The organism is Rhodococcus sp. NBC_00297 (genome assembly GCF_036173065.1).
GTDB lineage: Bacteria > Actinomycetota > Actinomycetes > Mycobacteriales > Mycobacteriaceae > Rhodococcoides.
Genome location: NZ_CP108041.1, coordinates 1086145 through 1110493, shown reverse-complemented (window position 1 = coordinate 1110493; position 24349 = coordinate 1086145). Strand labels below are relative to the sequence as shown.

The following is a 24349-nucleotide window of genomic DNA, read 5'->3' as shown; positions in this document are numbered from 1 at the left end:
GACCATGGCACTCGTGGACAACCTCAAGAAGCTGATCGGCCAGGGCAAGAAGGCCGCCGCTCAGAACAGTGACAAGATCGAGAAGGCCGTGGACAAGGCAGCGGACTTCGCCGACAAGAAGACGCAGGGCAAGTACGCCGACAAGATCGACAAGGTCCAGGACGCCGCCAAGAAGGCGATCCCCGAGAAGTAGCAGACCCGCGCGGTAGTCGAGTCGATGGACGGGTGGCTCCTGCTTCTGGTGATCGTCGGGGCCGTCGTCATCGCCGGCTTCGCCAAGCGCCTCGATCTGCAGGTGCCCCTCGTTCTCGTCGCCGTCGGGTCGGTCGCCTCGTTCGTCCCCGGGCTGCCGCGTCCCGCTCTCGAACCCGAACTCCTTCTGGGCGTGATCCTTCCGCCCCTGCTGTACTCGACAGCGTTGAACTTCTCGTTCCGCTCCTTCGCGCACAACTTCCGCTCCATCGTCCGGCTCGGCGTCGGTCTCGTCGTCATCACGACCGTCTCGGTGGGGTACTTCTCGTACTGGCTCGTCCCGGAGCTGACACTGGGCGCCGCCCTGGTCCTCGGCGCCGTGGTCGCGCCGCCCGACGCCGTCGCCGCGGTAGCAGTGGGGCGCAAGCTGGGTCTGCCCGCGCGCATGATGGCGATCCTCACCGGCGAATCACTCGTCAACGACGCGGCGGCGCTGACCCTGTTCACCATCACCGTCGCCTCCGTGACGGGAAGCCGGGTCGGCATCGACTCGCCGCTGCTGTTCTTCGTCTACGAGGTCGTGGGCGGCGTCGCCGTGGGATACGTGCTCAGCCGACTCGTGCGCTTCGTCCGCAGCCGCATGGCGGACAGCGCGCTGGAGACCGTACTGGGCATCCTCGTTCCCTTCACCGCCTACCTCGCCGCGGAGCAGATCCACGCCTCGGGTGTGCTCGCCGTCGTCACCGCCGGATTCGTGCTCGGTTCGGCGCGCAGCGGCGACGCGATCCCGACGCGCATCCAGGAGCGGCACGTCTGGCCGACGCTCGATCTGCTCCTCGAGACCTTCGTCTTCGCCTACATGGGCCTGCAGCTCAAGTTCGTCATCGACGACATCAGCCGCGAGGGGCTGCCCGTCCACCACATCTTCCTGTACGGACTGCTGGTCCTCGCGCTCGTCATGGCGGTGCGTCCGGTGATGCTGTTCGCCGGCTCGGCGCTGCGACGCGTCTACCACCGGGCTCGATCGACCGAGGACGCGGAACTGACCTGGCGCCAGAACGTCGTCCTGTCCTGGGCCGGGATGCGCGGAGTGGTGACCCTCGCGGCGGCCGCCGGTGTCCCCTTCACCACCCTCGCGGGGGACGACTTCCCGGGGCGTGGAGTCATCCAGGCCATCGCCTTCACCGTGGCCGTCGGAACCCTGCTGATCCAGGGGGTGACATTGCCGCTGGTGATCCGACGGCTGGACATCTCCGACCCGGACGAGGCCCGGCATCTCGACGAGCAGCGCGCACTCGCTCGGCAGATCGCCCGCCGTGCGGTCGAGGAGTCGCTCGACGAGGCGATGACGAAGGTCGAGGGAACCGAGGCCGCCGAGGTCGTCGATCGGGTGCGCCGCGTGATGCTGGGCCGACTCCGCACGGAGCAGGACGAGGACGATCAGGAGAGGGCCGCGCGGGCGCGGTCCTCCGGCGCGGTGTTCGATCGGTGGCGGCGCACCGCACTGCGGCGACAGCGCGAGGCGTTGCTCGCCGCACGCGACGCGGGGGACCTCGACGACGAGGTTCTCGCCGCGGTTCTGGACGGGCTCGACATCGAGCAGGCCGCCACCGAGACACGGTTGCAGCGATTCATGGCGGAAAGAGGGCGAGAGTGAACGTGTGCAGGATCGGTTCGAGACCAGGACTGCGCGGCAGGGTCCCGGTCCTGCTGGGATCGGCACTGGCCGCGTCGATGCTGATGCTGTCGGGATGTGCGTCGTCGGATCCCGCGCCCACCCCGGGGAACGACGCGACCACTGACGCGGCACCCCGCTCTCCCGCCCCCACGGGCGACGAGCGCGGCTCGCTGGTCGCCGACGTGCTCCTCGGTCAGGTCGACCAGGCGGTCACCAACCTCGGCGCCACGGCGCACCGCATCACGTACCGCTCGACGTCCGGGGTGGACGCCGGCGGTGTCGACGTCACGGGCACGGTGTTCGTCCCGGCCGGCGCACCGCCCGAGGGGGGATGGCCGGTCGTGTCCGTCGGGCACGGCACGACGGGTGTGACCGACGAGTGCGCACCGTCCCTCTATCCCAATCTGCTCGGCTCCATCGGCCTGGTCACGCCGATGCTCGAACGCGGCGCCGTCGTCGCGGTGACGGACTACGAGGGCCTGGGAACCGACGATCCGCATCCGTACCTGAACGCCCCGTCGGCCGGCCACGACATCATCGACGCTGTCCGCGCAGCGCGGAACGTGGCGCCCGGTAGCGGGACTCGCTGGGCGGCGCTGGGCGTGTCGCAGGGTGGGCAGGCCACCTGGGCCGCCGCCGAGATGGCCGCGGAGTACGGCGACGGCCTCGAGTTCCTGGGATCGGCCAACCTGTCCCCGGCCGCGGACATCAGCCCGATCGCCCCGGAGTCCGGACTGGGGCAGCTCACGTTGCCCCAGAAGGCGATCATGCCGTTCGTCGTCGAGGGCTTCCTCGTGGACCATCCGGAGTACACCGACGCTGACTTCCTCAGCGGCGGACTGCTGGAGAACAAGGACGTCCTGTTGGCCTGCACGGGACCCCTGGCCGCCGGCAAGTTGACAGCCGCGGGATCCATCGGACCGGACGACGTGCGCCCCAGCTCGCCGGAAGCGTACGCCGCCATTCGAGAGTGGTTGTCGGACAACGCCCTACCGCAGGGGCGGGCCGCGGCGCCGATGATGGTGCTGGTCGGTTCGCGAGACGATCTCATCCTGCCGCAGTGGACCGAGGACGCGTCCCGCCGAGCGTGCGCGCAGGGCGACGTCATCGACTACCGGGTCCGGGCGGACCAGGGCCACGCCGACTCGGCCGCCAACATCGAGGGCATCGACTGGATCACCCAGCGGTTCGAGGGAACCGGACAACCGACGAACACGTGTGACCAGGTGCCGTGACAGCCACCACGGCGGTCGTCCTGTTGGTGATGGCCGCGGTCGTCGCCGGTGCGGTCGTCGTCATCACGCGCCGGGGGACGCGCCCGCTGACCACGCCCACCGAACGCGCGGTGCACGCCGCGCTGCACACCGCATCGCTCGCGGCACGCCCGTTGCGGCGGGGCCTCGACGCCGCGTCCGCGTCGGAGGCGGCGCCGCACCTGCGCACACTGACCGGCGCCGCCGCCGTCGTCCTGGCGGGACCGGACGGGACGGTGTTGGGCCACGACGGTCCCGTCGACGGGACCCTGGACGAGTTCCCCGTGGTCGCCCGCCGTGCCGTCGACACCGAGCGTCGGGTGCTGCTGCGCACCGCCGCGACCGCGGACGCCCCGGCACGCTCGGTGGTGGTGCAGCCGGTCCTCACCGAGGGCGCCGGCGTGGTCTGCGTGCTGGGCGTGGTCACGCTGGAGGAACCCGGTCCCGGTCTGCTCGGGGCCTGCACCGAGGTCGCGCGGTACGTCGGCGAGCAGGTCGAGCTGGCCGAACTCGACGCGAGCAGAGCACGCCTCGACCGGGCCGAGGTCCGGGCGCTGCGCGCCCAGATCAGCCCGCACTTCATCTACAACGCCCTGACGACCATCGCGTCGTTCGTGCGGACCGATCCCGATCGTGCGCGCGAGCTGGTCCTCGAGTTCGCCGACTTCACGCGCTACTCGTTCCGCACGGCGGGGGAGTTCACGGTGCTCTCCGACGAGCTCCGCAACATCGACCGGTACCTCACGCTCGAGCGCGCGCGTTTCGGTGACTCCCTCGACGTGACGGTGCAGATCGCTCCCGAGGTGCTGGGAGTGGTGTTGCCGTTCCTGGCGCTGCAGCCCCTCGTCGAGAACGCGGTGCGCCACGGCGTCGCAGGCCGGGGCCGCGGCCGTATCACCGTGATCGCGGCGGACGCGGGTACGGACGCGGCCATCAGCATCGAGGACGACGGTGTCGGCATGGATCCGGAACTGCTGCGCTCCGGCGACCTGGGATCGGAGGAGGGGGTGCACGTCGGACTCGCCAACGTCGACGACCGGTTGCGCGCCGCCTTCGGCAACGACTACGGCCTGGTGGTGGAGACCGCGCCGGACGCCGGCACCAAGGTGAGTATGCGGATCCCGAAATTTCGGGCAGGCATCCGGCCCTGACGTGCGCGCGCGACATGGCACGATGAAGACGCCATGAGCCCCACCCATGCCACCGAGGCGACCACGCCCCCCGCTGCCGACCGGCCCCTGCGGCTGCTCGCCGTGGACGACGAGCGGCCGGCCCTGGACGAACTCGTCTACCTGCTGCGCCGCCACCCGGCGGTCGGATCGGTCGAGGGAGCGAGCGACGCCACCACGGCGCTGCGCATCCTGCGCGACGCGCCGGTCGACGGTGTCTTTCTCGACATCGACATGCCCGGACTCGACGGCATGGAACTGGCCGGAGTGCTGAGCAACTTCGCCTCACCGCCGGCGGTCGTCTTCGTGACGGCCCACGACGATCGCGCCGTCGCCGCCTTCGAGATCGGGGCCGTCGACTACCTCCTCAAGCCGATCCGTGACCAGCGCCTGTCCGACGCTGTCCGCCGCGTCGTCGACAAGAGGTCCGGCGCGGTACCGGGTCCCGCGGGGCGCAGCGACCAGGACGACGTGATCCCGGTGGAGCTCGGCGGTGTGACGACGATGGTGCCGCGATCCACCGTCGTCTGGGTGGAGGCCGAGGGCGACTACGCCCGGCTGCACACGACGACCGGCACCCACCTGGTGCGGATCGCCCTCTCGACGCTGGAGTCCCGCTGGGCCGACCACGGATTCCTGCGCGTCCATCGGTCGTACCTCGTGTCCGTCGGCCAGGTCGGGGGGACCCGCACCGTCGGGTCCGGACTGGTGGTCTGCCTGCGCGGCACGGGTGCCTGCCCACCCGTCGAGCTCCCGGTGAGCCGTCGCCACACCCGCGAACTCCGCGATCGGCTCGTCCGCGGCCCACGAGCGGCACTCGCCGGACAGCACCGTTCCTGAGATGGCGGCGCAGCGAGAGAAGGTGGTGTTGGCCCAGCGCCGCGGCGCACGCATCGTGCGCACCCGGGTGGAGGTCCAGGAGCAGACCGAGGTGGGCGAGGCCATGATCAACGGCCTGGTCCGCGCACAGTTGGCGCTCGCGTTGCGCACCGCGGCCGTCGTGGTCCTGATCCTCGGCATCGTCCCGCTGGTGTGGGTGTTCGCGCCGGCCGCGGGCACCGCACGCATCGCCGGCATCGGGGTCCCGTGGTGGTCGCTCGCCGTCGCCGCGTACCCGGTCCTGCTGGTCGCCGGGTACCTCTTCGTCCGTTCGGCCGAGCGCAACGAGCAGGAGTTCACCGAACTGGTGGAGGACTGATGGCCGGCGCTCTCACGTCCGGCACGCGCTGATGGTGTCCGTCCCCACGGTGCTCGCCGTCATCTTCTCGGCGGTGGCCACCGTCGCGGTGGGCGCGTACGGAGTCCGGTTGGCGCGCACCACCTCCGACTTCCTCGTCGCCTCCCGTAGCGTGGGTCCGCGGTGGAACGCCGCGGCCGTGTCCGGTGAGTACCTCTCGGCCGCATCGTTTCTCGGGGTCGCGGGCCTGATCGCCAAGTACGGTGCCGACGCACTGTGGTACCCGGTGGGCTTCACGGCCGGGTATCTCGGGCTGTTGCTGTTCGTCTCGGCGCCGCTGCGACGGTCCGGTGCGTACACGGTGCCGGACTTCGCCGAGTTCCGCCTCGGTTCGGCGCGGCTCCGCACGTTGGCCATGCTGGTGGTCGCCGGGGTGTGTGCGCTGTACCTCGTCCCGCAGCTGCAGGGCGCCGGGCTCACCCTCAACATCCTTCTCGGCGTTCCCAGTTGGGTCGGCGCGGCTGTCATCGGAGTGATCGTGATCCTCAACGTGGTCGGCGGCGGCATGCGCTCCATCACGTTCGTCCAGGCGTTCCAGTACTGGCTCAAGCTGACGGCCGTCGCGGTACCGGCGCTGGTGCTCGCGGTGCATTTCGCGGCCGATCCGCGCGAGATGGGCACCCCCGCACCGCCGTCCGTGGACACCGCCACGACGGTCGACATCAGTACCGACGTCGTCGTGCAGGTGCAGGAGAACCTCGACGTCGTGGTCCGCGGCACCGTCGACGGCGCCGCGGTGGACGGACCGACGACACTCGACGCGGGCGACCACACGCTGCAGTCGGGCACGGTGCTCGAACTCGAGGCAGGATCGCCGGTCCCCGTGGTGGCGGGCGCACCGGTCGAGGGCTCCGACTGGCTCTCGCCCGGCAACGGTTTCGGTGGTCCCTTCCCGCTGTACCAGGTGTACTCGCTGATCCTCGCCACGTTCCTCGGCACGATGGGGTTGCCCCACGTCCTCGTGCGCTTCTACACCAACCCGGACGGGCCGGCGGCCCGCTGGACGGCGCTGACCGTGGTGGGTCTGCTGTCGGTGTTCTACCTGTTCCCGACGGTGCTGGGTGTGTTCGCACGCCTGTACGTTCCCCAGTTGCTGATCACCGGTGCATCCGACGCGGCCGTGCTCCTGCTGCCGTCGGCGGCCATCGACGGGGTGCCGGGTCTGCTGCTCGCCGCACTCGTCGCCGCGGGCGCGATGGCGGCGTTCCTGTCCACGTCGTCGGGACTGCTGGTGACCATCGCCGGAGTGCTCAGCACCGACGTCCTGCGCGGCCGGGTGCGCGACTTCCGGATCGCCGCGATCGTGGCCGGCACCGGTCCGCTGCTGCTGTCGGTCGGTTTGGTCACGCTCGACCTCTCCCGCACCGTGGGGCTCGTGTTCGCCGTCGCGGCGTCGACGCTGTGTCCGCTGCTGGTGCTCGGCATCTGGTGGCGCGGTCTCACCGCCGCAGGGGCCGCCGCGGGGCTGATCGTCGGCGGCGGGGTCTCCACGGCCGCCGCATCCCTCGCCGTGCTCGGCGGGGTGTCCGATCAGCTCCTGGGTGGGTGGGCCGCGGCGATCGTCGGCTACCCGGCGGCGGTCAGCGTGCCCCTCGCCTTCGCCGTCATGGTGACGGTGTCGCTGGCGACTCGGTCCTCGATACCGCTGGACATCGGCCGCATCATGTCGGCCATGCACGCACCCGAACGCCTCGGTCTGGGCGTGGAGCGACTGCGCAAGCAGTGAGCGGCACGACCGTTCGTCCCGCCCGGCAGACCGTTCGGCGCACCGGCGCGCTGCTCGGCGTGTGATCGGCGCCACGCCGTATCGGTGTGATGGTGGTCTCACTACCGTCATCCGAGTATCTCCCGACACGTAGGAGCACCCGTGACCACCGCACAACCCCATTCGGGCGCACAGCCCGAACCCCGGACCCCGTCCCCCCAGGACTTCGTCGACATGCAGGCCACGCCCGAGTTCCAAGAACTCAAGAAGCGCCTGCGCGGCTTCGTCTTCCCGATGGCCGCCTTCTTCCTCATCTGGTACACGACGTACGTGCTCCTCGGGGCGTACGCACACGACTTCATGGCCACCCGCGTCTTCGGCAACATCAACGTCGGACTGCTGCTCGGACTCGGACAGTTCGTGACGACGTTCGCCATCACCGGCATCTACGTGAAGTTCGCGAACCGTGAGCTCGACCCCCGTGCCGCGAAGATCCGCGACGAACTCGAAGGACCCCTCCAGTGACCACCTACTCTGCCGCGCAGCAGTTCCTGGCCCAGCAGACGATCGAGGCCGAGACCGTCGGCAGCCCGCTCGTCAACATCTCGATCTTCGCGGTCTTCGTCATCGTGACCATGGCCGTGGTGATCAAGGCCAGTAAGAAGAACGCCACCTCCGCGGAGTTCTTCACCGCGGGCGGCGGCTTCTCCGGACCGCAGAACGGTGTCGCCATCGCCGGTGACTACCTCTCCGCGGCGAGCTTCCTCGGCATCGCGGGCGCCATCGCCGTCTACGGTTACGACGGCTTCCTGTACTCCATCGGTTTCCTCGTCGCGTGGCTCGTCGCCCTGCTTCTCGTCGCCGAGATGTTGCGCAACACCGGCAAGTTCACGATGGCAGACGTGCTGAGCTTCCGCCTCAAGCAGGGCCCGGTGCGTACCGCCGCCGCGTTGTCGACACTCACGGTGTCGTTCTTCTACCTGCTCGCGCAGATGGCCGGAGCCGGCGGCCTCGTCGCACTGCTCCTCGACATCTCGGATCGCACGGGACAGTCCATCGTCATCGCGGTCGTCGGCGTCCTGATGATCGTCTACGTCCTCGTCGGCGGTATGAAGGGCACCACCTGGGTGCAGATCATCAAGGCCGCGCTGCTCATCGCCGGTGCCGGTCTCATGACGGTGATGGTGCTGGCCAAGTTCGGCTTCAACCTGTCCGAGATCCTCGGCAGCGCGCAGACCATGGTCGGCGACTCGGTCTCCGAGACCGTCGCCGCGCGTGACGTTCTCGCCCCCGGCGCCCAGTACGGCGGCTCGGCCACGTCGCAGCTGAACTTCGTCTCGCTCGGTATCGCCCTGGTGCTCGGCACCGCCGGCCTGCCGCACGTGCTCATGCGCTTCTACACGGTGCCCACCGCCAAGGAAGCCCGTCGCAGCGTCGTCTGGGCGATCGCGCTGATCGGTGCGTTCTACCTCTTCACGCTGGTGCTCGGCTACGGCGCCGCCGCCATCGTCGGACCGGACCGCATCCTCGCCGCGGCCGGCGGACAGAACGCTGCCGCACCGCTTCTCGCGTTCGAACTCGGCGGGGTGATCCTGCTGGGCGTCATCTCGGCGGTCGCCTTCGCGACGATCCTCGCGGTCGTCGCCGGCCTCACCATCACGGCGTCCGCGTCCTTCGCTCACGACATCTACGCCGGTGTCATCAAGAAGGGCAAGGTCGACGACAAGAAGCAGGTCCAGGTCTCCCGCATCACCGCCGTCGTCATCGGCATCCTCGCCATCGGTGGCGGCATCCTGGCCAACGGACAGAACATCGCCTTCCTCGTGGCGCTGGCCTTCGCGGTCGCCGCGGCGGCCAACCTGCCGACCATCCTGTACTCGCTCTTCTGGCGACGCTTCACCACGCGCGGCGCGCTGTGGAGCATGTACGGCGGTCTGATCTCCACCATCGTGCTCATCATCTTCTCCCCGGCCGTGTCCGGCTCGGCGACGGCGATGATCAAGGGCTCGGACTTCGCCTGGTTCCCCCTGTCGAACCCGGGCATCGTCTCGATCCCGCTCGCCTTCATCCTCGGCATCGTGGGAACGCTGACGAGCAAGGACAACGAGAGCACCGACAAGGCAGCGGAGATGGAGGTGCGATCCCTCACCGGCGTCGGCGCCGAGAAGCCGGTCGCTCACTAGGATTCGCCCTGGAAGTTCGGACACGATGCGGGCCACCGCGGGTGTCGTTACGCGCTAGTGTTCACGGCGTGGCGAAACTCGAGGTGGTCCGCATCGTTCCTCTGTCCGCGGAGGATGCCTGGAACGGCGCATCCGATCTGACGCGGTACGAGGAATGGCTCAGCATTCACGACGGGTGGCGCAGTGACCTGCCCGCCGAACTGTCCGAAGGCACGCAGATGGCGTCCGTGGTGTCGGTCAAGGGCATGCGGAACCGGGTGCAGTGGACCGTGAAGAAGTACTCCCCGCCGCGCGAGCTCGAGCTGAAGGGCGCGGGCAAGGGCGGGGTCAAGGTCTCGCTGAAGCTCACCGTCGCGGAGAAGAAGGACGGCTCCGAGCTGAAGATGACGATCGATCTCGGCGGCGCGCCCCTGTTCGGTCCCGTGGGATCCGGTGTGGCGCGGGCGCTCAAGGGCGACATCGAGAAGTCCGTCGACACGTTCGTCACCGTCTTCTCCTGAGCGTCAGGACAGTACGACCCCCGTCGCGCACGCGGCGATCACCAGCACCAGGGCGACCGCGTCGGATCCGTGCGGGCGACGTCGGCCCGACGTGATGCTGCCGCTGCCGCCGCGCACCGCGATCGCCTCGCCCATGTCGGCCGACCGCCGGATGGCCACCGACATGATGGCGGCCATGATGTCGATGAGGAATGTGTCCTGCGTCTTGCCGCTGCGCGTGCTCTTGCGGGGTCGGAGCTTGCGTGCGGCCACCAGCGTGTAGACGTCGTCGACCAACATCGGCAGCGACCGCAGCAGCAGAGCCATCGAGACGGCCCACTCGTCCACGGGCGCACCGACTCTGCGCAGGGGCGACAACAGAGTGGCGATGGCCGGTGCGATGTCCGCCATCGACGTCGTCCAGGCCACGGTGAGCGTCGCCCACAGCAGCACGACGCCGAACAGGATGCCGCGGAAGTAGATCCACACGGCGTCGACGCCGACCACCACGTTCACCGCGGCACCGAACGCGACCAGTCCCCAGAGCCACCACGGCGGAACGGGGATCGCGAACACCGGGACCCGCGCGGCGATCGCCGCGAGCAGCAGGACGACGGACACCGCGGCGAGCATCGGCCAGGTCGGGTAGATTACCAGCGACCCGCCCAGCAGCGTGACCGCCACGAGTTTCGTTCCCGCCCAGAGTCGGTGGACCGACGTCTCCCGCGGAAGTTCGCGGAGCAGTGTGCCTCTCACCGGGTCGCTCCTCGTTCGATGGTGTCGTTCGTGGACTCGGGCGCCACGGTGCCGTGGTCGAGCACGACGGTGCGCGAGCGGACGGACGCCAGGGTGTCGACGTCGTGCGAGATGATGACGAGGGTGAGCCCCGTGCGGCGCAGATGGGTGAGCAGGGCGGTGATCTCCCGTCGACCCGGCGGATCGAGTCCGGCGAGCGGTTCGTCGAGCACCAGGACGTCCGGCTTGCCCACCAGAAGTCCGGCCAGCGCGACGCGCCGCATCTGCCCGCCACTCAGTTCGTCGACACGCGCGCCCGCGATGCGGCGATCGAGTCCCACCTGATCGAGAACACGGCTGACGTCGATGGTGCCCACGTCGGTTCCTCCCGCGGCCTCGATGTCCTCGGACACGGTGCGGCGCTGCAGTTGCAATCGAGCGTGCTGGAACGAGAGCGCGACGGTGCCGACGGACGACGACGTGGCCTTGCCCGAGAGCTCGCACGTGCCCTCGGAGGGCTTCGTCAGGCCGGCCATGATCCAGGCCAGCGTGGATTTGCCGGAGCCGTTGCCGCCGATGACGAGCAACCCCTCGCCGCGATGCACCGTGAGGTCGATTCCCTCGAGCGCGCGGGTGGCCCAGGGACCGCGTCGGTCATACACGTGACCGACGCCGCGCAGCACCAGTAACGGTGGTCCGGGCGGCGGCAGCGGATCCGTCCGCAGCGGAGTCGACGACATCCAGTTCGGGTCGTGCATCACCCGGCGGCCGCGGTGCAGCCGTACGACGTCGTCGGCCAGCGCTGCCTCGGTCGCGCGATGGGTGATGAGGACGACGGCCATGCCGTGGCGACGGGGGAGCCGGGCGAGCAGTTCGACGAGATCGCGCTGACCCTCCGGGTCGATCATCGCGGTGGCCTCGTCGGCGACCAGCAGCCGTGGTTCGCGAGCCAGCGCCGCGGCGACGGCGAGGCGCTGCAGTTCGCCACCGGACAGGCTGCCGGTGTCGCGCAGCCCGTACCCGGCCAGGCCCACTTCGGCGAGCAGGGCCTCCACACGGTCCGGTGTCGGCCGCGCCGCCGCCGGCAGGCCCCACACGACGTCGTCGGCCACGCGGGTGCCGAGGATCTGGGACTCGGGGTGCTGCAGGATCATCGCGGTTCCGCCGATCAGGCCGAGCCCGGTGGAACCCGTCCGGTCGATCCGGCCGCCCGTCGGCTCGGTGCCCACCAGGATGCGAGCGAGGGTCGACTTGCCGGATCCGTTGGCGCCGACGACGGCCACGAAACGGCCGGGCACGATCTCGAGATCGAGTGGGCCCAGCGCGTCGTCGTGACCGCCCCGGTAGCGGTAGGTCACGCCCGTCAACCGCACGGGCACGGGGTGCGGTGCGGCCGCGTCGTCGGGGGTGACCACGACGTCGGGCAACTCGCCCCGCGACTCCAGCTCGCCGAGGCGGGACAGGGTGGCGCGCAGCACCCACCACGCGACGACGCCGCTGACGGCCGTCGACACAAGCGCCGAGACGAAGACGAGCACCCACCAGTACCCCAGGGCGAAGGAGGCGTAGTCGGCCACGGCGGTGGCGACGTCCTCGGCGGGTGCGATCCTGCCGACGATGTCCGCACTGCCGCGGATCGAGTTGTCGAGGACGGTGAGGAACAGCTCGCGTAGTCCGCTGAGGATCAGCAGCATCAGCACGGAGAGGGCGCCCACCACGGCGCCGGTGAGCAGCGAGAGGGTGAGCACCGACGTGAACCCACGTCCGCGTCGGACGCTCACTCCGACGATCCCGGCCAGCACTCCGGAGATCGTCATGGTCAGCGCGGTGCCGAACCCGCCCGCGACGAACGACACGAGCATGCCGGCGGTACCGGCGACGGCCAGTGCCCGCAGGCGGTGGCGGTGGGCGATGACGGCCAACGGGACGATGGCGACGATCTGCAGCGCACCCGCCACGGGAATGAGGGCGCCGATCACCGAGAACGCGACGGCGAGGGCGGTCATCACCGATCCGGTCGCGAGTTCGTCCGGGTGTAGCGTCTTCGTACCGCGACCTGTGGCCGTCCTGGATCTCACCCCTCGAGTGTGCCACCGGCGTGTCCGGTTCCCGTTCCGACGGAGACCCGCGGAACGAGAAAGTGAGCCATGACGTCCGACTCCGACGCCGCCGTGCAGATCACGCGCCCGAGACGCGTGCACCGGGCCTGGTTCGTCGCCGCCGTGGCGTTCCTCGCACTCCTCGGGGCCGCGGGGTTCCGCGCCGCTCCGTCGGTGCTGATGGTGCCGATCACCGACGAGTTCGGCTGGTCGCGCGGCGTGCTGTCCGCGGCGGTGGGTGTCAACCTGCTGCTCTTCGGGCTGACCGCACCGTTCGCGGCGGCACTGATGGACCGCTTCGGCATCCGGACGGTGACGTCCGTCGCCCTCACCGTCGTGGCCCTGGGCAGCGCCCTCACCGTGTTCGTCACCGCGCCGTGGCAGATCCTGCTGACGTGGGGACTGCTCATCGGCCTGGGTACCGGATCGATGGCACTCGTCTTCGCCGCCATGGTCACCGACCGCTGGTTCGTGCGGCGGCGCGGGCTCGTGTCCGGCATCCTCACGGCCGGGTCCGCGACCGGTCAGCTCATCTTCCTGCCCGTGGTCGCCGCGCTCGCCGACAGCTCGGGATGGCGGACGGCGTCACTGGTCGTGGCGGGCGGTGCGCTGGCCGTGGTGCCGTTCGTCCTGCTGTTCCTGCGGAACTCCCCGGAGGAGGTGGGGGAGCTGCCGTACGGGGCGACCGAGCAGGCCGCCCCGGTGCTCGTCACGGGGAATCCCGCGATGCGGGCGATCCGAGCACTGCGGGACGCGTCGTCCGTGCGGACGTTCTGGGCGTTGATGGTGGGCTTCGCGATCTGCGGCGCCACCACGAACGGGCTGGTCGGGGTGCACTTCATCCCGTCCGCGCACGACCACGGCATGCCGCAGACCACGGCCGCGGGACTGCTGGCCGTGGTGGGGATCTTCGACATCGTGGGCACCATCGCGTCGGGCTGGCTCACCGACCGGGTGGATCCGAGACTGCTGCTGGGCGCGTACTACGCCTTCCGAGGCGTCGCCCTGCTGTTCCTGCCGGCGCTGCTGTCCGACGCCCTGCACCCGTCGATCGTGGTGTTCATCGTCGTCTACGGCCTCGACTGGGTCGCCACGGTGCCGCCCACCATCGCTCTGTGCCGCGAGGTGTTCGGCACGCAGGGGCCGCTGGTCTTCGGCTGGGTGTTCGCCTCGCACCAGGTGGGCGCGGGCATCGCGTCCGTGGTGGCGGGGGTCGTGCGCGATGCCACCGGTGAGTACACCGCCGCCTGGTTCGGCGCAGCTGGTCTCTGCGTCGTGGCGGCGGTGCTCAGCGTCGGGATCGCTCGGCGATCAGCCCCGGTAACCGGCTGATTCGCTGCGCGCGGTGGTGGGGCGACGACGTCGACCCGAACCCCCGTTGGAGTTGCCGGCATGACCGCCGCGGGTGGAGCGTCCGCGTCCGGGCTGCTGCTGCTTCGGAGCCGGTGCGGCCTCCTTGGGAGCGGGCTTGACGTAGGCCGCGACGTCGCCGACCAGCTCCTGGACGGCCGGTGAGTCGACGGTCACGCGCTGCGGCGCCGCGTCGATCTTGGCCTTGCGCATCAGGACCGACAGGTCTCGACGCTGCTCCGGCAGGACGACGGTGACGACGTCGCCGGCGCTGCCCGCACGGGCCGTACGGCCACTGCGGTGCAGGTAGGCCTTGTGCTCGGCGGGCGGATCGACGTGGACGACCAGCTCGACGTTGTCGACGTGCACACCGCGCGCCGCGACGTCCGTGGCCACGAGCACGCGCGCGTCGCCGTTGGAGAACGCAGCGAGGTTGCGGTCACGCGCAGCCTGCGACAGGTTGCCGTGCAGGTCGACGGACGGGATGCCGGCCTCGGTGAGTTGACGCGCCAGCTTGCGAGCCTGGTGCTTGGTGCGCATGAAGAGGATGCGGCGACCCTCACCGGAGGCGAGGCGCTGGACCAGCGCCTTCTTGCCGTCGACGCCGCCCACCTCGAAGATGTGGTGGGTCATCGCGGCGACGGGGGAGTTCTCCTCGTCGACGGAGTGCTGCACCGGGTCGGTGAGGAACTGCTTGACCAGCTTGTCGACGCCGTTGTCCAGCGTCGCCGAGAACAGCATGCGCTGTCCGTGCGAGGGTGTGGCCTTCATGATGCGCGTGACGCCGGGCAGGAAGCCCAGGTCCGCCATGTGGTCGGCCTCGTCGAGCACGGTGATCTCGATGTCGTCGAGCGTCACCAGACGCTGCTTCATCAGATCCTCGAGGCGACCGGGGCAGGCGACGACGATGTCGACGCCGCGGCTGAGCGCGGTGACCTGGCGCGCCTGCGAGACGCCACCGAAGATCGTGGTGACGCGCAGGTTCGACGCCATGGTGAGCGGCTCGAGGGCGGCAGCGATCTGGGTGGCCAGCTCACGGGTGGGGGCGAGGATCAGACCACGCGGGCGGTTGGGCTTGCGGACGCCCGAGAACGTCTCGCCGAGCCGGGACACCATGGGGATGGAGAACGCGAGAGTCTTTCCGCTGCCGGTCTTTCCGCGTCCAAGGACGTCGCGACCCTTCAGCGTGTCGGGCAGGGTGTCCGCCTGGATGGGGAACGGTGACGCGATGCCGGCAGCTGTGAGAGCGCGGACGAGACGGTCACTGACGCCGAGGTCGGCGAAGGAGGGAGAAGTCATGAAGAGTTCGAGTGCCTTTCGGGCATCTGAGCACTCCTGTGGCGGAGCGCAGAATGGCGAGACTGCCGGTGGGCAGTTCCGATCGCCGTAAGAAAAATTCGTGCTGATTCCACGACGTACGCCGCGCACAGTGGCGCAGCAGCGTGACCCAGTGTAGCCGGTCGGTCGCTGTGACCGCCGTCTCGCAGCGGGTGGGGCCGGCGCCGCGCACGCTCTGCCGCGTGGAGTTGTTGTGGCGGAACGGGATCGGCAGTGCGTGCACACCCTTTCCGGTGGGCGCACACCCCTCCCGGCAGGCCGCAGCGGGTGTGCGGTTCGCGGAACCGGTGTCCACTCCGGCAAATGGGTCACCGTGTGGGGTGGGTGCTGCGCTGGTTCGCGTGCGTACACCCCTTGTCGTGGGCGCACACACTTTCCCGCAGGCTGCAAGGGGTGTGCGCCTGATGGAACCGGTGTGCGCTCCGACAAATGGGTCAGGCAGTGAACGCCGCGCTCTGCGACCGCACCAGATCGACCAGTGTCTGTTGCGGGATCGTCAGGTCGAATAGGTGCAGCCCCCAGGTCGCGTTCGGCAGCGTGGGCAGGGCCGAGGCTCCGGGGCCGTCGATCACGAGCACGTTGTCACCGTCGCACTGCGCCGTGAGGTTCGGCAACGGCCCCAGCACCGGCGTCCTGGCATTCGCCCCGAGCGACGCCGGGTTGGTGCAGAGGATGCCGTCGCCGCCGTAGCGGGAGTCGGGCGGGGGAGTGCGCGAGAACGTGGAATACGCGACGACGCAACCGGTCTCGCTCGCATCCGCGCACGGGGCGACGGTGGTGAAGTCCGACGTCCGCACCGAGATGCCGGGAATGATCGCGGACACCAGCACGTCTCGGGCCGCGGGATCCGGCTCGATGCGGTTCTGCAGGAGTGTGCGCAGCATGCGTGACCCCTGCGAGTGGCCGAGCAGCACGACACCACGGTTGAAGTCCCGTTGCGCGAGAAAATCGGTCCAGGCTCGATCGATGTCCACGTAGGCCGCGGCGAGTGCCGCGTCGCGTGCGGGACCGTCGGCCGTGGCAAGGCTCAGCAGCGTGGCCTGCCGGTACACCGGAGCCCAGACGTTGCACACGGAGTCGAACGGGCGGGCCTGCGCCGCCGCGGCGAAGGCGAGTTCGGGGGACGCGTCGAGGTTCGCCGACTGCGCCGGTTGCAGAGAGGCGGTGGGGTAGACGTAGAAGCAGTCGACAGGGGCGTCGGTGCCACCACCACACGGATCCGCGGTGCCGGGCAGGCAGAGCCAGGTTGTCGACGGTGCTGCCGACGCGGCCGGCACCGACAGGAAGAGTGAGCCGAACAGGGCTGCCACCAGGAGGAGCGCGCGCGTCATGGCTGGACTGTAGCGGGGCTTTCGGTGCCCTCGGCAGGATTCGAACCTGCGACCTACCCTTTAGGAGAGGGTTGCTCTATCCCCTGAGCTACGAGGGCCGACCCGGCGAGAGCCGGGCTGACGCTCAGCACTCTACCGGGTCGACATGTCTGTCAGGCGCTGGGCGAGATGGCCTCCAGCTTGCGTGCCACCAGTGCGGCCTGCAGGTGCCGCATTCCGGACGGGCGCGTGGGATCGAACCCCGTGAGGTGCGCGATCCGCTTGAGGCGGTAGTCGACCGTGTTGGTGTGCAGGTGCAGCTGACGCGCCGAGCGCTGACGGTTGAGGTCGTGGTTGATGTGGATCTCGAGGGTCTCGAGCAGCTCGGGCGAGTTGTCCAACGGGACGAGAACGCGTGACAGGTACGCCCGGCCGGGGCCGGGGCGGGTGAGCTGGTACTCGAGAACCAGGTCGGTCATGCGGTAGACACCGGCGGGTCGACGAAGCTGCTGGGCGAGGTCGAGAAGCTCGTGCACCTGATCCGAGGCGGCCGGCACGTCGTTGACGGAACTGGTGGCGACGGTGGCGGTGACCGCGGTCTCGGCGGCGACGGACATGCGCTCCACGAGAGTGGCGACCCATTCGTCGTCGCGCTCGCCGGGAACGAGAATGGTGCCGCCCTCGGCGGACAGCATCGACAGGGGGGAGCGGTCGCACACGAGGGCCAGCTCGGCCTGCACGCGGCGCAGCTTGCGACGGGCGGTGACCGCGCGCGGCAGGGCGGGGTTGGACTCGTCGGGATGCGCGGCGATGGAGACGGCCAGCACGGTGAACGAGTCGGCGAGCTCGATGCCCGACTGGCGGGCCACCGAACGCGCGTTGTGGCCACTGAGCAGTGCGGTGACGACGGTGTGCGCGGCGGTGTGGTGCTCGCTCGCGACGGCCTGCAGTTCGTCGACGTAGCTGGCCGACGCGGCCGTCGAGATGCGCTCCGATAGGGCGACGAACGCCTTGGCGACAGCCTTGAGATTGCCCGTCGCGCGCTCGGACACCAGGTCCCAGCCCATCTGGATGCCCTCGTGGTAGACGCCGAGGACGGCGCGGAGCGGAACACCCTCGCGGGCCCACTGCGCCGCGCGGCCACCGAGCTCGGCGATGTCCTCGTCCGAGGTGGTGGGTGCGTCGCCGACGCCGACGGCCATGGACAGGCAGGACACCGTCAGTTCCGTGACGTCAGCCCGGAGGGTCGCGCCGAGTGTCGACGTGCGGGTGGCCGCAGCCGGCTGACCCACCGTCCGACGAGCGACGTTCTCGAGGTCGCGTGGCGGCACGCCGGTGCGGCCTGCCACCATGAGTCCGGTGGTGCTCTTCTCCACCGCAGCCGCCTGGGACGACTGCGTGTTCTCGACACTCACGTAACTAGTTCCTTCCGGTCGGCGAGCCGTACGTCCACTCCGTGTCACGTGGCGGTTTCCCTCCACGTCGACGGTCGACTGGCTCGTCACTCGCACAAAAACGGGGCGCAAGTTCAGATTGTAGGGCAATAAAAGTTCATATGTGTAGTTTCGTCCCGCGTTTCCTCGCGGCGCTGTGACCCGAGCCAGGCGGAATCGGACCGTCCTGCGACTCGTCCCAACATCGACGCAAGGCGGCGGTGGCCCGATCGGACCCGTCCTAGCGTCACCTCTCGTCGGCCGGCCAGGTCGACGGAACACGACGCGTCACGGGGGAACCTCATGCCACAGGTGCTGTCACAGATCGAGCTGCTGCGCGAACTGCAGCCGGTAGCGGAAACCAATCTCGAACGCCATCTGACGCTGGCCAAGCCGTGGAACCCCCACGACTACATTCCGTGGAGCGACGGCAAGAACTTCGCAATGCTGGGCGGCCAGGACTGGTCGCCGGAGCAGTCGTCGCTGTCGAAGGTCGCCAAGGCGGCCATGGTCACCAACCTGCTGACCGAGGACAATCTGCCCTCCTACCACCGCGGGCTCGCCGAGAACTTCTCGATGGACGGGGCCTGGGGAACCTGGGTCGGTCGCTGGACCGCGGAGGAGAACCGCCACGGCATCGCGATGCGCGACTATCTCGTCGTCACCCGGAGCGTCGATCCCGTCGCGCTCGAGCAGGCGCGGATGGAGCACATGACGGTCGGTATCGACTCGCCGATGGAGGGCGCCAACCTGCTGCACGGCGTCGCCTACGTGACGTTCCAGGAGCTGGCCACCCGGGTGTCGCACCGCAACACCGGCAAGGCCTGCAACGATCCGATCGCCGACGCACTGCTCGCCCGCATCGCGGCCGATGAGAACCTGCACATGATCTTCTACCGCAACATGTGCTCGGCGGCCATCGAGCTCGCGCCGGACCAGACGATGAAGGCGATCGCCGACGTCGTCATGAACTTCCAGATGCCGGGGCTCAACCAGCCGGACTTCCGTCGCAACGCCGTCCTCATCGCGAAGTACGGCATCTACGACCTGCGCCAGCACCTCGACGAGGTCATCATGCCGGTGCTGCGCAAGTGGGACATCTTCGAGCGCACCGACTTCGGACCCGAGGGCGAGAAGCTGCGCGAGATGGTGGCCGACTACCTGGCCGACCTCGAGAAGCAGGCGGTGCGCTTCGAGGAGTCACGAGACCGAGCACTGGCCCGCGACCGCGAACGCGGCGAAGCCATCGCCGTCTGACAGATCTGACGACCGTCTTCGATCGACCGGCCTCCGGCCTGCCCGTCCTACATCGCGACGGTCAGCAGGAACGCGACGTCCTCGACGGCCTCCACACTGTGGCGGGCGTCGGGGACGACGAGAAGATCGCCCGCGGAACCTTTCCAGGATCGCTCACCGCTCACCAGTTGGAACTGGCCGCTGAGGACCAGGACCGTGGACTCCCCGTTCAGATCGTGCTCGGCCAGCGAGTTGCCCGCGGCCAGGCCGACGACGGTCTGCCGCAGGCTGCGCTGATGTCCGCCGTAGACGGTGTGCGAACTCCGTCCGCTGGACGCGGTCTTCGCCAGCTTCAGCTGTTGCCGAGCGAGCGCGGTCAGCGATTTCTTGTCCATGCGTCGTATTGTCCCGCTCAGCGGGCCCCGGCGCGGCGAATCAGCGCGTGTAGCGCACGAATCGATAGCGAACATCGGATGCGCTGCTCGTCTGCCAGGCGCCCTCGGTGCGGGTGAACGATGCCGGTACCTCGGGAGCGACCGTGTCGCCGCCGGGGACGTCCAGATCGATCTCGGTCATCTCGACGACATCGGCGTGCGGCAGGGCGAGCCGGTAGATGTCCGCGCCGCCGATGATCCACGTGTCGTGGCCGCCGAGCAGCGCCTCGTCCATCGTGGCGGCACGTGCGGCACCCTCCGCGGACCAGGACGCGTCACGGCTGAGCACGATGTTCGTCCGGCCCGGCAGAGGGCGGAACCGTGCGGGCAACGAGTCCCAGGTACGCCGTCCCATGACGACGCGGCTGGATCCCGTGACCTCACGGAAGTGCGCCATGTCCTCGGGCACCCGCCACGGAATCGTGCCGTCCTTGCCGATGACGCCGCCGTGCGCCTGCGCCCACACCAACCCGATCGTCATACCGCTACGGGTGCCTTGATCGCGGGATGGTGCTGGTAGTCGACGATCTCGATGTCGTCGAAGGTGTAGTCGAAGATCGAGTCACGTGGAGCGAGTCGGAGCGTGGGGGCGGGGAACGCGTCTCGCGTCAACTGCTCGCGCACCTGGTCTACGTGATTGTCGTAGATGTGGCAGTCGCCGCCGGTCCACACGAAGTCGCCCACCTCGAGGCCGGTCTGCGCGGCGACCATGTGCGTGAGCAGGGCGTAGCTCGCGATGTTGAACGGCACGCCGAGAAACATGTCGGCGCTGCGCTGGTACAGCTGGCACGACAGCTTTCCGTCGGCGACGTAGAACTGGAAGAAGGCGTGGCACGGAGCCAGTGCCATGTCGGGGATCTCCGCCACGTTCCAGGCCGAGACGATCATGCGTCGGGAATCGGGGTCGCGGCGGATGGTGTCGATCACCTGCGAGATCTGATCGATGTGGTCGCCCGACGGTGTGGGCCACGAGCGCCACTGCACTCCGTAGACCGGCCCCAGGTCGCCCTTCTCGTCGGCCCACTCGTCCCAGATGGTGACGCCGTTCTCGCGCAGGTAGGCGACGTTGGACTCGCCTCGCAGGAACCACAGCAGCTCGTGCACGATCGACTTGAGATGCACGCGCTTGGTGGTCACCAGCGGGAATCCCTCGGACAGGTCGAACCGCATCTGGTGGCCGAACAGGCTGGTGGTGCCGGTCCCGGTGCGGTCGGACTTGGGCGTGCCCTCCGCGAGCACGCGGCGGAGCAGATCCTCGTAGGGCGTCGCGACCATGGCTACACCTTAGGCTCAGGCAGATGAGGACCATGCACGTGATCGGTATCGGCGCGGGGGATCCCGACCAGGTGACCGTCGCGGCGATCAAGGCGATGAACACCGTCGACGTCTTCTTCGTCATCGACAAGGGCGCGTTGAAGCAGGAGTTGGTCGACGTCCGCACCCGCATCCTGCGCGAGCACGTGCCGACCGACCATCGCGTGGTCGAGTTCACCGATCCGCCGCGCGACCGCGCGCCGTCGGACTACGACGACGCCGTCGACACCTGGCACGACCTCCGCGCCCGGATGCTCGCCGACCTCGTGGACGCGGAGCCGTCCGAGTCGGTCGGCGCGATGCTGGTGTGGGGCGACCCGTCGATCTACGACAGCACGTTGCGCGTGGTGGAGCGGGTGCGCGCGGTGCTCGACAGCCCGTTCGAGGTCTCGGTGATCCCGGGTGTCACCAGTCCGTCGGCGCTCGCGGCCGCGCACCGCATCGTGATGAACCGAGTGGGGGAGCCGGTCCTCACGACCACCGGTCGCCGGCTTCGTGACGAGGGCCTGCCCGACGGCGTCACGGCGGCCGTGGTGATGCTCGACTCGGACTGCAGCTTCCGGTCGCTGCCCGGGTGGAACGTGTGGTGGGGTGCGAACCTGGGCACGCCCGGCGAGGTGACCCTGGCGGGCCCCGTCGACGACATCGGGGACGAGATCGTCGCGCGCCGGGCGGCTCTGCGGGCCGAGGCCGGCTGGGTGATGGACACCTATCTCGTCCATCGACCGTGACTTCCGATTAGGGTCGAGGTGTGCCGGAATTACCCGAGGTCGAGGCTCTCGCGGGCTTCCTCCGTGAGCATGCGCTGGGAGCGGTGATCGGGCGGATCGACGTCGCCGCGTTGAGCGTTCTCAAGACCTTCGACCCGCCGGTCACCGATCTGCAGGGCAAGGACATCACGGGCGCGGCCCGGTGGGGCAAGCACCTCGGCATCGAGGCCGGCGGGCTCTGGCTCGTCACGCATCTGTCGCGCGGTGGCTGGCTGCGGTGGACGGACAATCCGTCGTCGGCGCCGCCCAAGCCGGGCAAGGGGCCGCTCGCACTCCGCGTCCATCTCTTCACGACCGAGGGGCTCACCCCCGCGTTCGACCTCACCGAGGCGGGGACGCGCAAGCGGCTCGCCGTGTGGGTCGTGCGCGATCCGCAGGAGGTGCCCGGCATTGCCCGCCTGGGCCCGGACGCCCTCGCGGTGACGGAGCCGGAGTTCGCGGAACTGCTCGTCCGCAAGAGTTCTCGGCTCAAGACCGCACTGGTGGATCAGCAACTGCTCGCCGGGATCGGCAATGCCTACAGCGACGAGATCCTGCACACCGCGAAGCTCTCGCCGTTCGCCACCACCGCCTCGCTCACCCCCGAGTCGGTGACCCTGCTGTGGACCACGATGCGCTCGGTCCTGCTCGACGCCGTCGCGCGGTCCGAGGGTCAGGACGCGGCACGGCTCAAGGGCGAGAAGCGGTCCGGTATGCGGGTGCACGCGCGGACGGGCATGCCCTGCCCGGTCTGCGGTGACACCGTGCGCGAGGTCTCCTACGTCGACCGGTCGTTCCAGTACTGCCCCACGTGCCAGACCGGCGGCCGGATTCTCGCCGACCGCCGTCTGTCCCGTCTCGTGAAGTAGCCGATCAGCGGAAGTCCTGCGACGACTCGCTCTCCGTACCGGCCGAGGATCCGGTCGGTGTGTCGTAGCCGCTGAAGCCCTCCCACGCAGCGCGACGGGATCCGAGCGGATCGTTCTCCATCCGCGTCGCGCTGTCGAAGATCCGAGTGGCGCGCCCGGGCACCTCGTACTGAGTCCAGTCCGCTTCGGGCGCACCGGTTCTCGCGAAGGCGAGCCACTGCTTCTGCACCTCGTCGGTGACAGCCACCGAGCTGCCCCAGTCGCCCAGGATCGCGAAGAACTTCCCGACGCGGGCGCGGTAGACGCCGAACACGGCGAACAGTTCGGAACCGTGCGTCGAGTACAGCTTCAGCAGGTCGAACAACCGCGGTGAGTAGTCGTAGCGGTACACGTAGGTGGGCGCGTGCTCGGTGTGCGCGTCCGCGATCTCCAGCGACGGTCGCCAGAAGGTGATGTCGCCGCCGAAGTCGATGGCGGACAGGCCCTTCGGGTATCCGGGGTACTCGGCGAGAATGCGATCCCTGGCCGACGGGTCGGTGTTCGCGAACAGGCGGTCGATGCGCTCGGCATTCGTGGGAAGGGCGTCGAGCCACTTGGGGAACAGGGTGCCCTCGTGCTCGTTGCTGCCGATGATCATCGGGACGGGATGCGCGCGGCCCGATCGGTACGCCTCGAGCGGCGCCTCCGGCACGTAGTCCCCGTCGACGCTGGGGCCGAACGGAATGAGCCCCGGAGTCTCCTTCAGGCTCTTCGAACCCAGCCGGTGAGCCGCCTTCAGCAGGTCGGCCACGTCGGCTCCCGCGAGCGTGTCGGCGGCGGTGTCCGGAGTGGCACCGAGCAACTCGACGAAGTCGCGTCCCCACTTCTCGCTACGGTCGGACGTGGCGACCATGCCCGGCGCCGAGCTCTGCGAGATGGCCTTGTGGAAGAGGCCCTTCGTGGCGGGCACGGTCGTCAACGTGGTGACCGCGTTGCCGCCGGCCGATTCGCCGAAGATGGTGACGTTGTCCGGATCGCCGCCGAATGCGGCGATGTTGCGCTGGACCCACTGCAGCGCGGCGACCTGGTCCCGCAGCCCGAGATTGCTGTCGAAGGTCCGGTCGGGCGTCGAGAACTGTCGGAAGTCGAGGTACCCGAGGGCGCCGAGCCGGTAGTTGAGCGAGACGTAGACGATGTCGCCGCGGCGGACCAGCGACGTGCCCGAGTACATGGAGGTGGCCGACGTTCCCAGCGTGTAGGCGCCGCCGTGGATGAACACCATGACGGGGCGGGGGCCGGCGGGCGTGGTGGCCGGCGCGCTGACGTTCAGCGTCAGGCAGTCCTCGCTGGTGCCCTGTCCCTTGATGGGACCGATGGGGGAGCGGCCCGAGTCCTGGACCGCCGCGTCACCCCAGCGGGTGGCGTCCCGGACGCCCTCCCATGCCGTCGGCGGCTGCGGTGCGCGCAACCGCAGCGGTCCGACCGGCGGCTGCGCGTACGGGATGCCCCGCCACTGCGCGATACCGCGCGCGACGAATCCGCGGACCCGCCCCTCGCTCGTGGTGATCTCTGTCGAAAAGTCTCCCTGCCCCATCCGGCCGACTATA

23 protein-coding genes and 1 tRNA gene are annotated in these 24349 nt (G+C 69.5%); 14 read left to right on the top strand and 10 right to left on the bottom strand.

Annotated features, from left to right (window positions below; all coding sequences use genetic code 11):
* The first annotated feature begins 4 nt into the window (after positions 1 to 4).
* From OG947_RS05245 to OG947_RS05200, 10 genes are all read left to right on the top strand, one after another.
* The gene (locus OG947_RS05245) at positions 5 to 193 is read left to right on the top strand and encodes an antitoxin (protein ID WP_042575922.1); all 189 of its coding nucleotides are present in this window, start codon (positions 5 to 7) and stop codon (positions 191 to 193) included.
* Between the two features lie 24 nt (positions 194 to 217).
* Positions 218 to 1849 (top strand): Na+/H+ antiporter, encoded by a 1632-nt coding sequence (locus OG947_RS05240; RefSeq protein WP_328813267.1) that lies wholly within the window; start codon positions 218 to 220, stop codon positions 1847 to 1849.
* 77 nt (positions 1850 to 1926) lie between these two features.
* Complete coding sequence (locus tag OG947_RS05235; RefSeq protein ID WP_442973119.1) at positions 1927 to 3105, top strand: lipase family protein; 1179 nt, start codon at positions 1927 to 1929, stop codon at positions 3103 to 3105.
* Positions 3106 to 3134: 29 nt separating this feature from the next.
* Positions 3135 to 4274, top strand: coding sequence for a sensor histidine kinase (locus tag OG947_RS05230; RefSeq protein ID WP_037184426.1), 1140 nt, complete (start codon positions 3135 to 3137; stop codon positions 4272 to 4274).
* A gap of 33 nt (positions 4275 to 4307) precedes the next feature.
* Positions 4308 to 5132: a LytR/AlgR family response regulator transcription factor gene (locus tag OG947_RS05225; protein WP_222627733.1), complete on the top strand. Its 825-nt coding sequence runs from the start codon at positions 4308 to 4310 to the stop codon at positions 5130 to 5132.
* A gap of 1 nt (position 5133) precedes the next feature.
* Positions 5134 to 5490, top strand: coding sequence for a hypothetical protein (locus OG947_RS05220; protein ID WP_222627731.1), 357 nt, complete (start codon positions 5134 to 5136; stop codon positions 5488 to 5490).
* Between the two features lie 31 nt (positions 5491 to 5521).
* Positions 5522 to 7255 carry a sodium/solute symporter gene (locus OG947_RS05215; protein WP_056446914.1) on the top strand — a complete coding sequence of 578 codons (1734 nt, stop codon included), beginning with the start codon at positions 5522 to 5524 and terminating at the stop codon, positions 7253 to 7255.
* A gap of 141 nt (positions 7256 to 7396) precedes the next feature.
* Positions 7397 to 7759, top strand: coding sequence for a DUF485 domain-containing protein (locus OG947_RS05210; RefSeq protein WP_442973091.1), 363 nt, complete (start codon positions 7397 to 7399; stop codon positions 7757 to 7759).
* A complete protein-coding gene (locus tag OG947_RS05205) occupies positions 7756 to 9417 on the top strand; it encodes a solute symporter family protein (protein WP_231476145.1) in 1662 nt (553 codons plus the stop codon). Before OG947_RS05210 ends, OG947_RS05205 begins: the two co-directional genes overlap by 4 nt.
* Before the next feature lie 68 nt (positions 9418 to 9485).
* Positions 9486 to 9917, top strand: a complete 432-nt coding sequence (locus OG947_RS05200) for a type II toxin-antitoxin system Rv0910 family toxin (RefSeq protein WP_056446917.1) — start codon at positions 9486 to 9488, stop codon at positions 9915 to 9917.
* A gap of 3 nt (positions 9918 to 9920) precedes the next feature.
* Here OG947_RS05200 and OG947_RS05195 read toward each other — a convergent pair whose 3' ends face one another.
* Entirely contained in the window at positions 9921 to 10652 is a 732-nt protein-coding gene (locus OG947_RS05195; protein WP_328813265.1) for an energy-coupling factor transporter transmembrane component T family protein, read from the bottom strand.
* Positions 10649 to 12637 (bottom strand): ATP-binding cassette domain-containing protein, encoded by a 1989-nt coding sequence (locus tag OG947_RS05190; RefSeq protein WP_056446923.1) that lies wholly within the window; start codon positions 12635 to 12637, stop codon positions 10649 to 10651. Before OG947_RS05190 ends, OG947_RS05195 begins: the two co-directional genes overlap by 4 nt.
* 141 nt (positions 12638 to 12778) lie before the next feature.
* Here OG947_RS05190 and OG947_RS05185 point away from each other — a divergent pair, with 141 nt between their 5' ends.
* Complete coding sequence (locus OG947_RS05185) at positions 12779 to 14062, top strand: MFS transporter (protein WP_328813264.1); 1284 nt, start codon at positions 12779 to 12781, stop codon at positions 14060 to 14062.
* Here the strand turns inward: OG947_RS05185 and OG947_RS05180 are convergent.
* The 4 genes from OG947_RS05180 to OG947_RS05165 all read right to left on the bottom strand — a co-directional run bounded on the left by OG947_RS05180 (position 14042) and on the right by OG947_RS05165 (position 18143).
* On the bottom strand, positions 14042 to 15379 hold the full coding sequence (locus tag OG947_RS05180; RefSeq protein WP_222627727.1) for a DEAD/DEAH box helicase: 1338 nt from the start codon (positions 15377 to 15379) through the stop codon (positions 14042 to 14044). The two genes, OG947_RS05185 and OG947_RS05180, sit on opposite strands and share 21 nt — an antisense overlap.
* A gap of 473 nt (positions 15380 to 15852) precedes the next feature.
* Complete coding sequence (locus OG947_RS05175; protein WP_328813263.1) at positions 15853 to 16749, bottom strand: DUF3089 domain-containing protein; 897 nt, start codon at positions 16747 to 16749, stop codon at positions 15853 to 15855.
* 25 nt (positions 16750 to 16774) lie between these two features.
* Positions 16775 to 16847, bottom strand: a tRNA-Arg gene (locus OG947_RS05170).
* A 54-nt stretch (positions 16848 to 16901) separates the two neighbouring features.
* A complete protein-coding gene (locus OG947_RS05165; protein WP_307095423.1) occupies positions 16902 to 18143 on the bottom strand; it encodes a PucR family transcriptional regulator in 1242 nt (413 codons plus the stop codon).
* A 321-nt stretch (positions 18144 to 18464) separates the two neighbouring features.
* Between OG947_RS05165 and OG947_RS05160 the strand changes: the two genes are divergently transcribed.
* Positions 18465 to 19418, top strand: a complete 954-nt coding sequence (locus tag OG947_RS05160; RefSeq protein WP_027504174.1) for an acyl-ACP desaturase — start codon at positions 18465 to 18467, stop codon at positions 19416 to 19418.
* A 47-nt stretch (positions 19419 to 19465) separates the two neighbouring features.
* On the opposite strand, the gene OG947_RS05155 is transcribed toward OG947_RS05160, so the two are convergent.
* From OG947_RS05155 to OG947_RS05145, 3 genes are read right to left on the bottom strand one after another with little or no spacing between them, the layout of a single operon-like run.
* Positions 19466 to 19792 (bottom strand): cupin domain-containing protein, encoded by a 327-nt coding sequence (locus tag OG947_RS05155; protein ID WP_328813262.1) that lies wholly within the window; start codon positions 19790 to 19792, stop codon positions 19466 to 19468.
* Positions 19793 to 19832: 40 nt separating this feature from the next.
* On the bottom strand, positions 19833 to 20312 hold the full coding sequence (locus tag OG947_RS05150; protein ID WP_027504172.1) for a dihydrofolate reductase: 480 nt from the start codon (positions 20310 to 20312) through the stop codon (positions 19833 to 19835).
* Positions 20309 to 21106 carry a thymidylate synthase gene (locus OG947_RS05145; RefSeq protein ID WP_056446937.1) on the bottom strand — a complete coding sequence of 266 codons (798 nt, stop codon included), beginning with the start codon at positions 21104 to 21106 and terminating at the stop codon, positions 20309 to 20311. The genes OG947_RS05150 and OG947_RS05145 overlap by 4 nt, the downstream gene beginning before the upstream one ends.
* A gap of 23 nt (positions 21107 to 21129) precedes the next feature.
* On the opposite strand from OG947_RS05145, the gene cobF reads away from it, so the two are divergent.
* Both cobF and OG947_RS05135 read left to right on the top strand, forming a co-directional pair.
* Positions 21130 to 21876 (top strand): precorrin-6A synthase (deacetylating), encoded by a 747-nt coding sequence (gene cobF, locus OG947_RS05140; protein WP_328813261.1) that lies wholly within the window; start codon positions 21130 to 21132, stop codon positions 21874 to 21876.
* A 20-nt stretch (positions 21877 to 21896) separates the two neighbouring features.
* A complete protein-coding gene (locus tag OG947_RS05135) occupies positions 21897 to 22763 on the top strand; it encodes an Fpg/Nei family DNA glycosylase (protein ID WP_328813260.1) in 867 nt (288 codons plus the stop codon).
* A gap of 4 nt (positions 22764 to 22767) precedes the next feature.
* On the opposite strand, the gene OG947_RS05130 is transcribed toward OG947_RS05135, so the two are convergent.
* Entirely contained in the window at positions 22768 to 24336 is a 1569-nt protein-coding gene (locus tag OG947_RS05130; protein ID WP_328813259.1) for a carboxylesterase/lipase family protein, read from the bottom strand.
* Between the last annotated feature and the right edge of the window lie 13 nt (positions 24337 to 24349).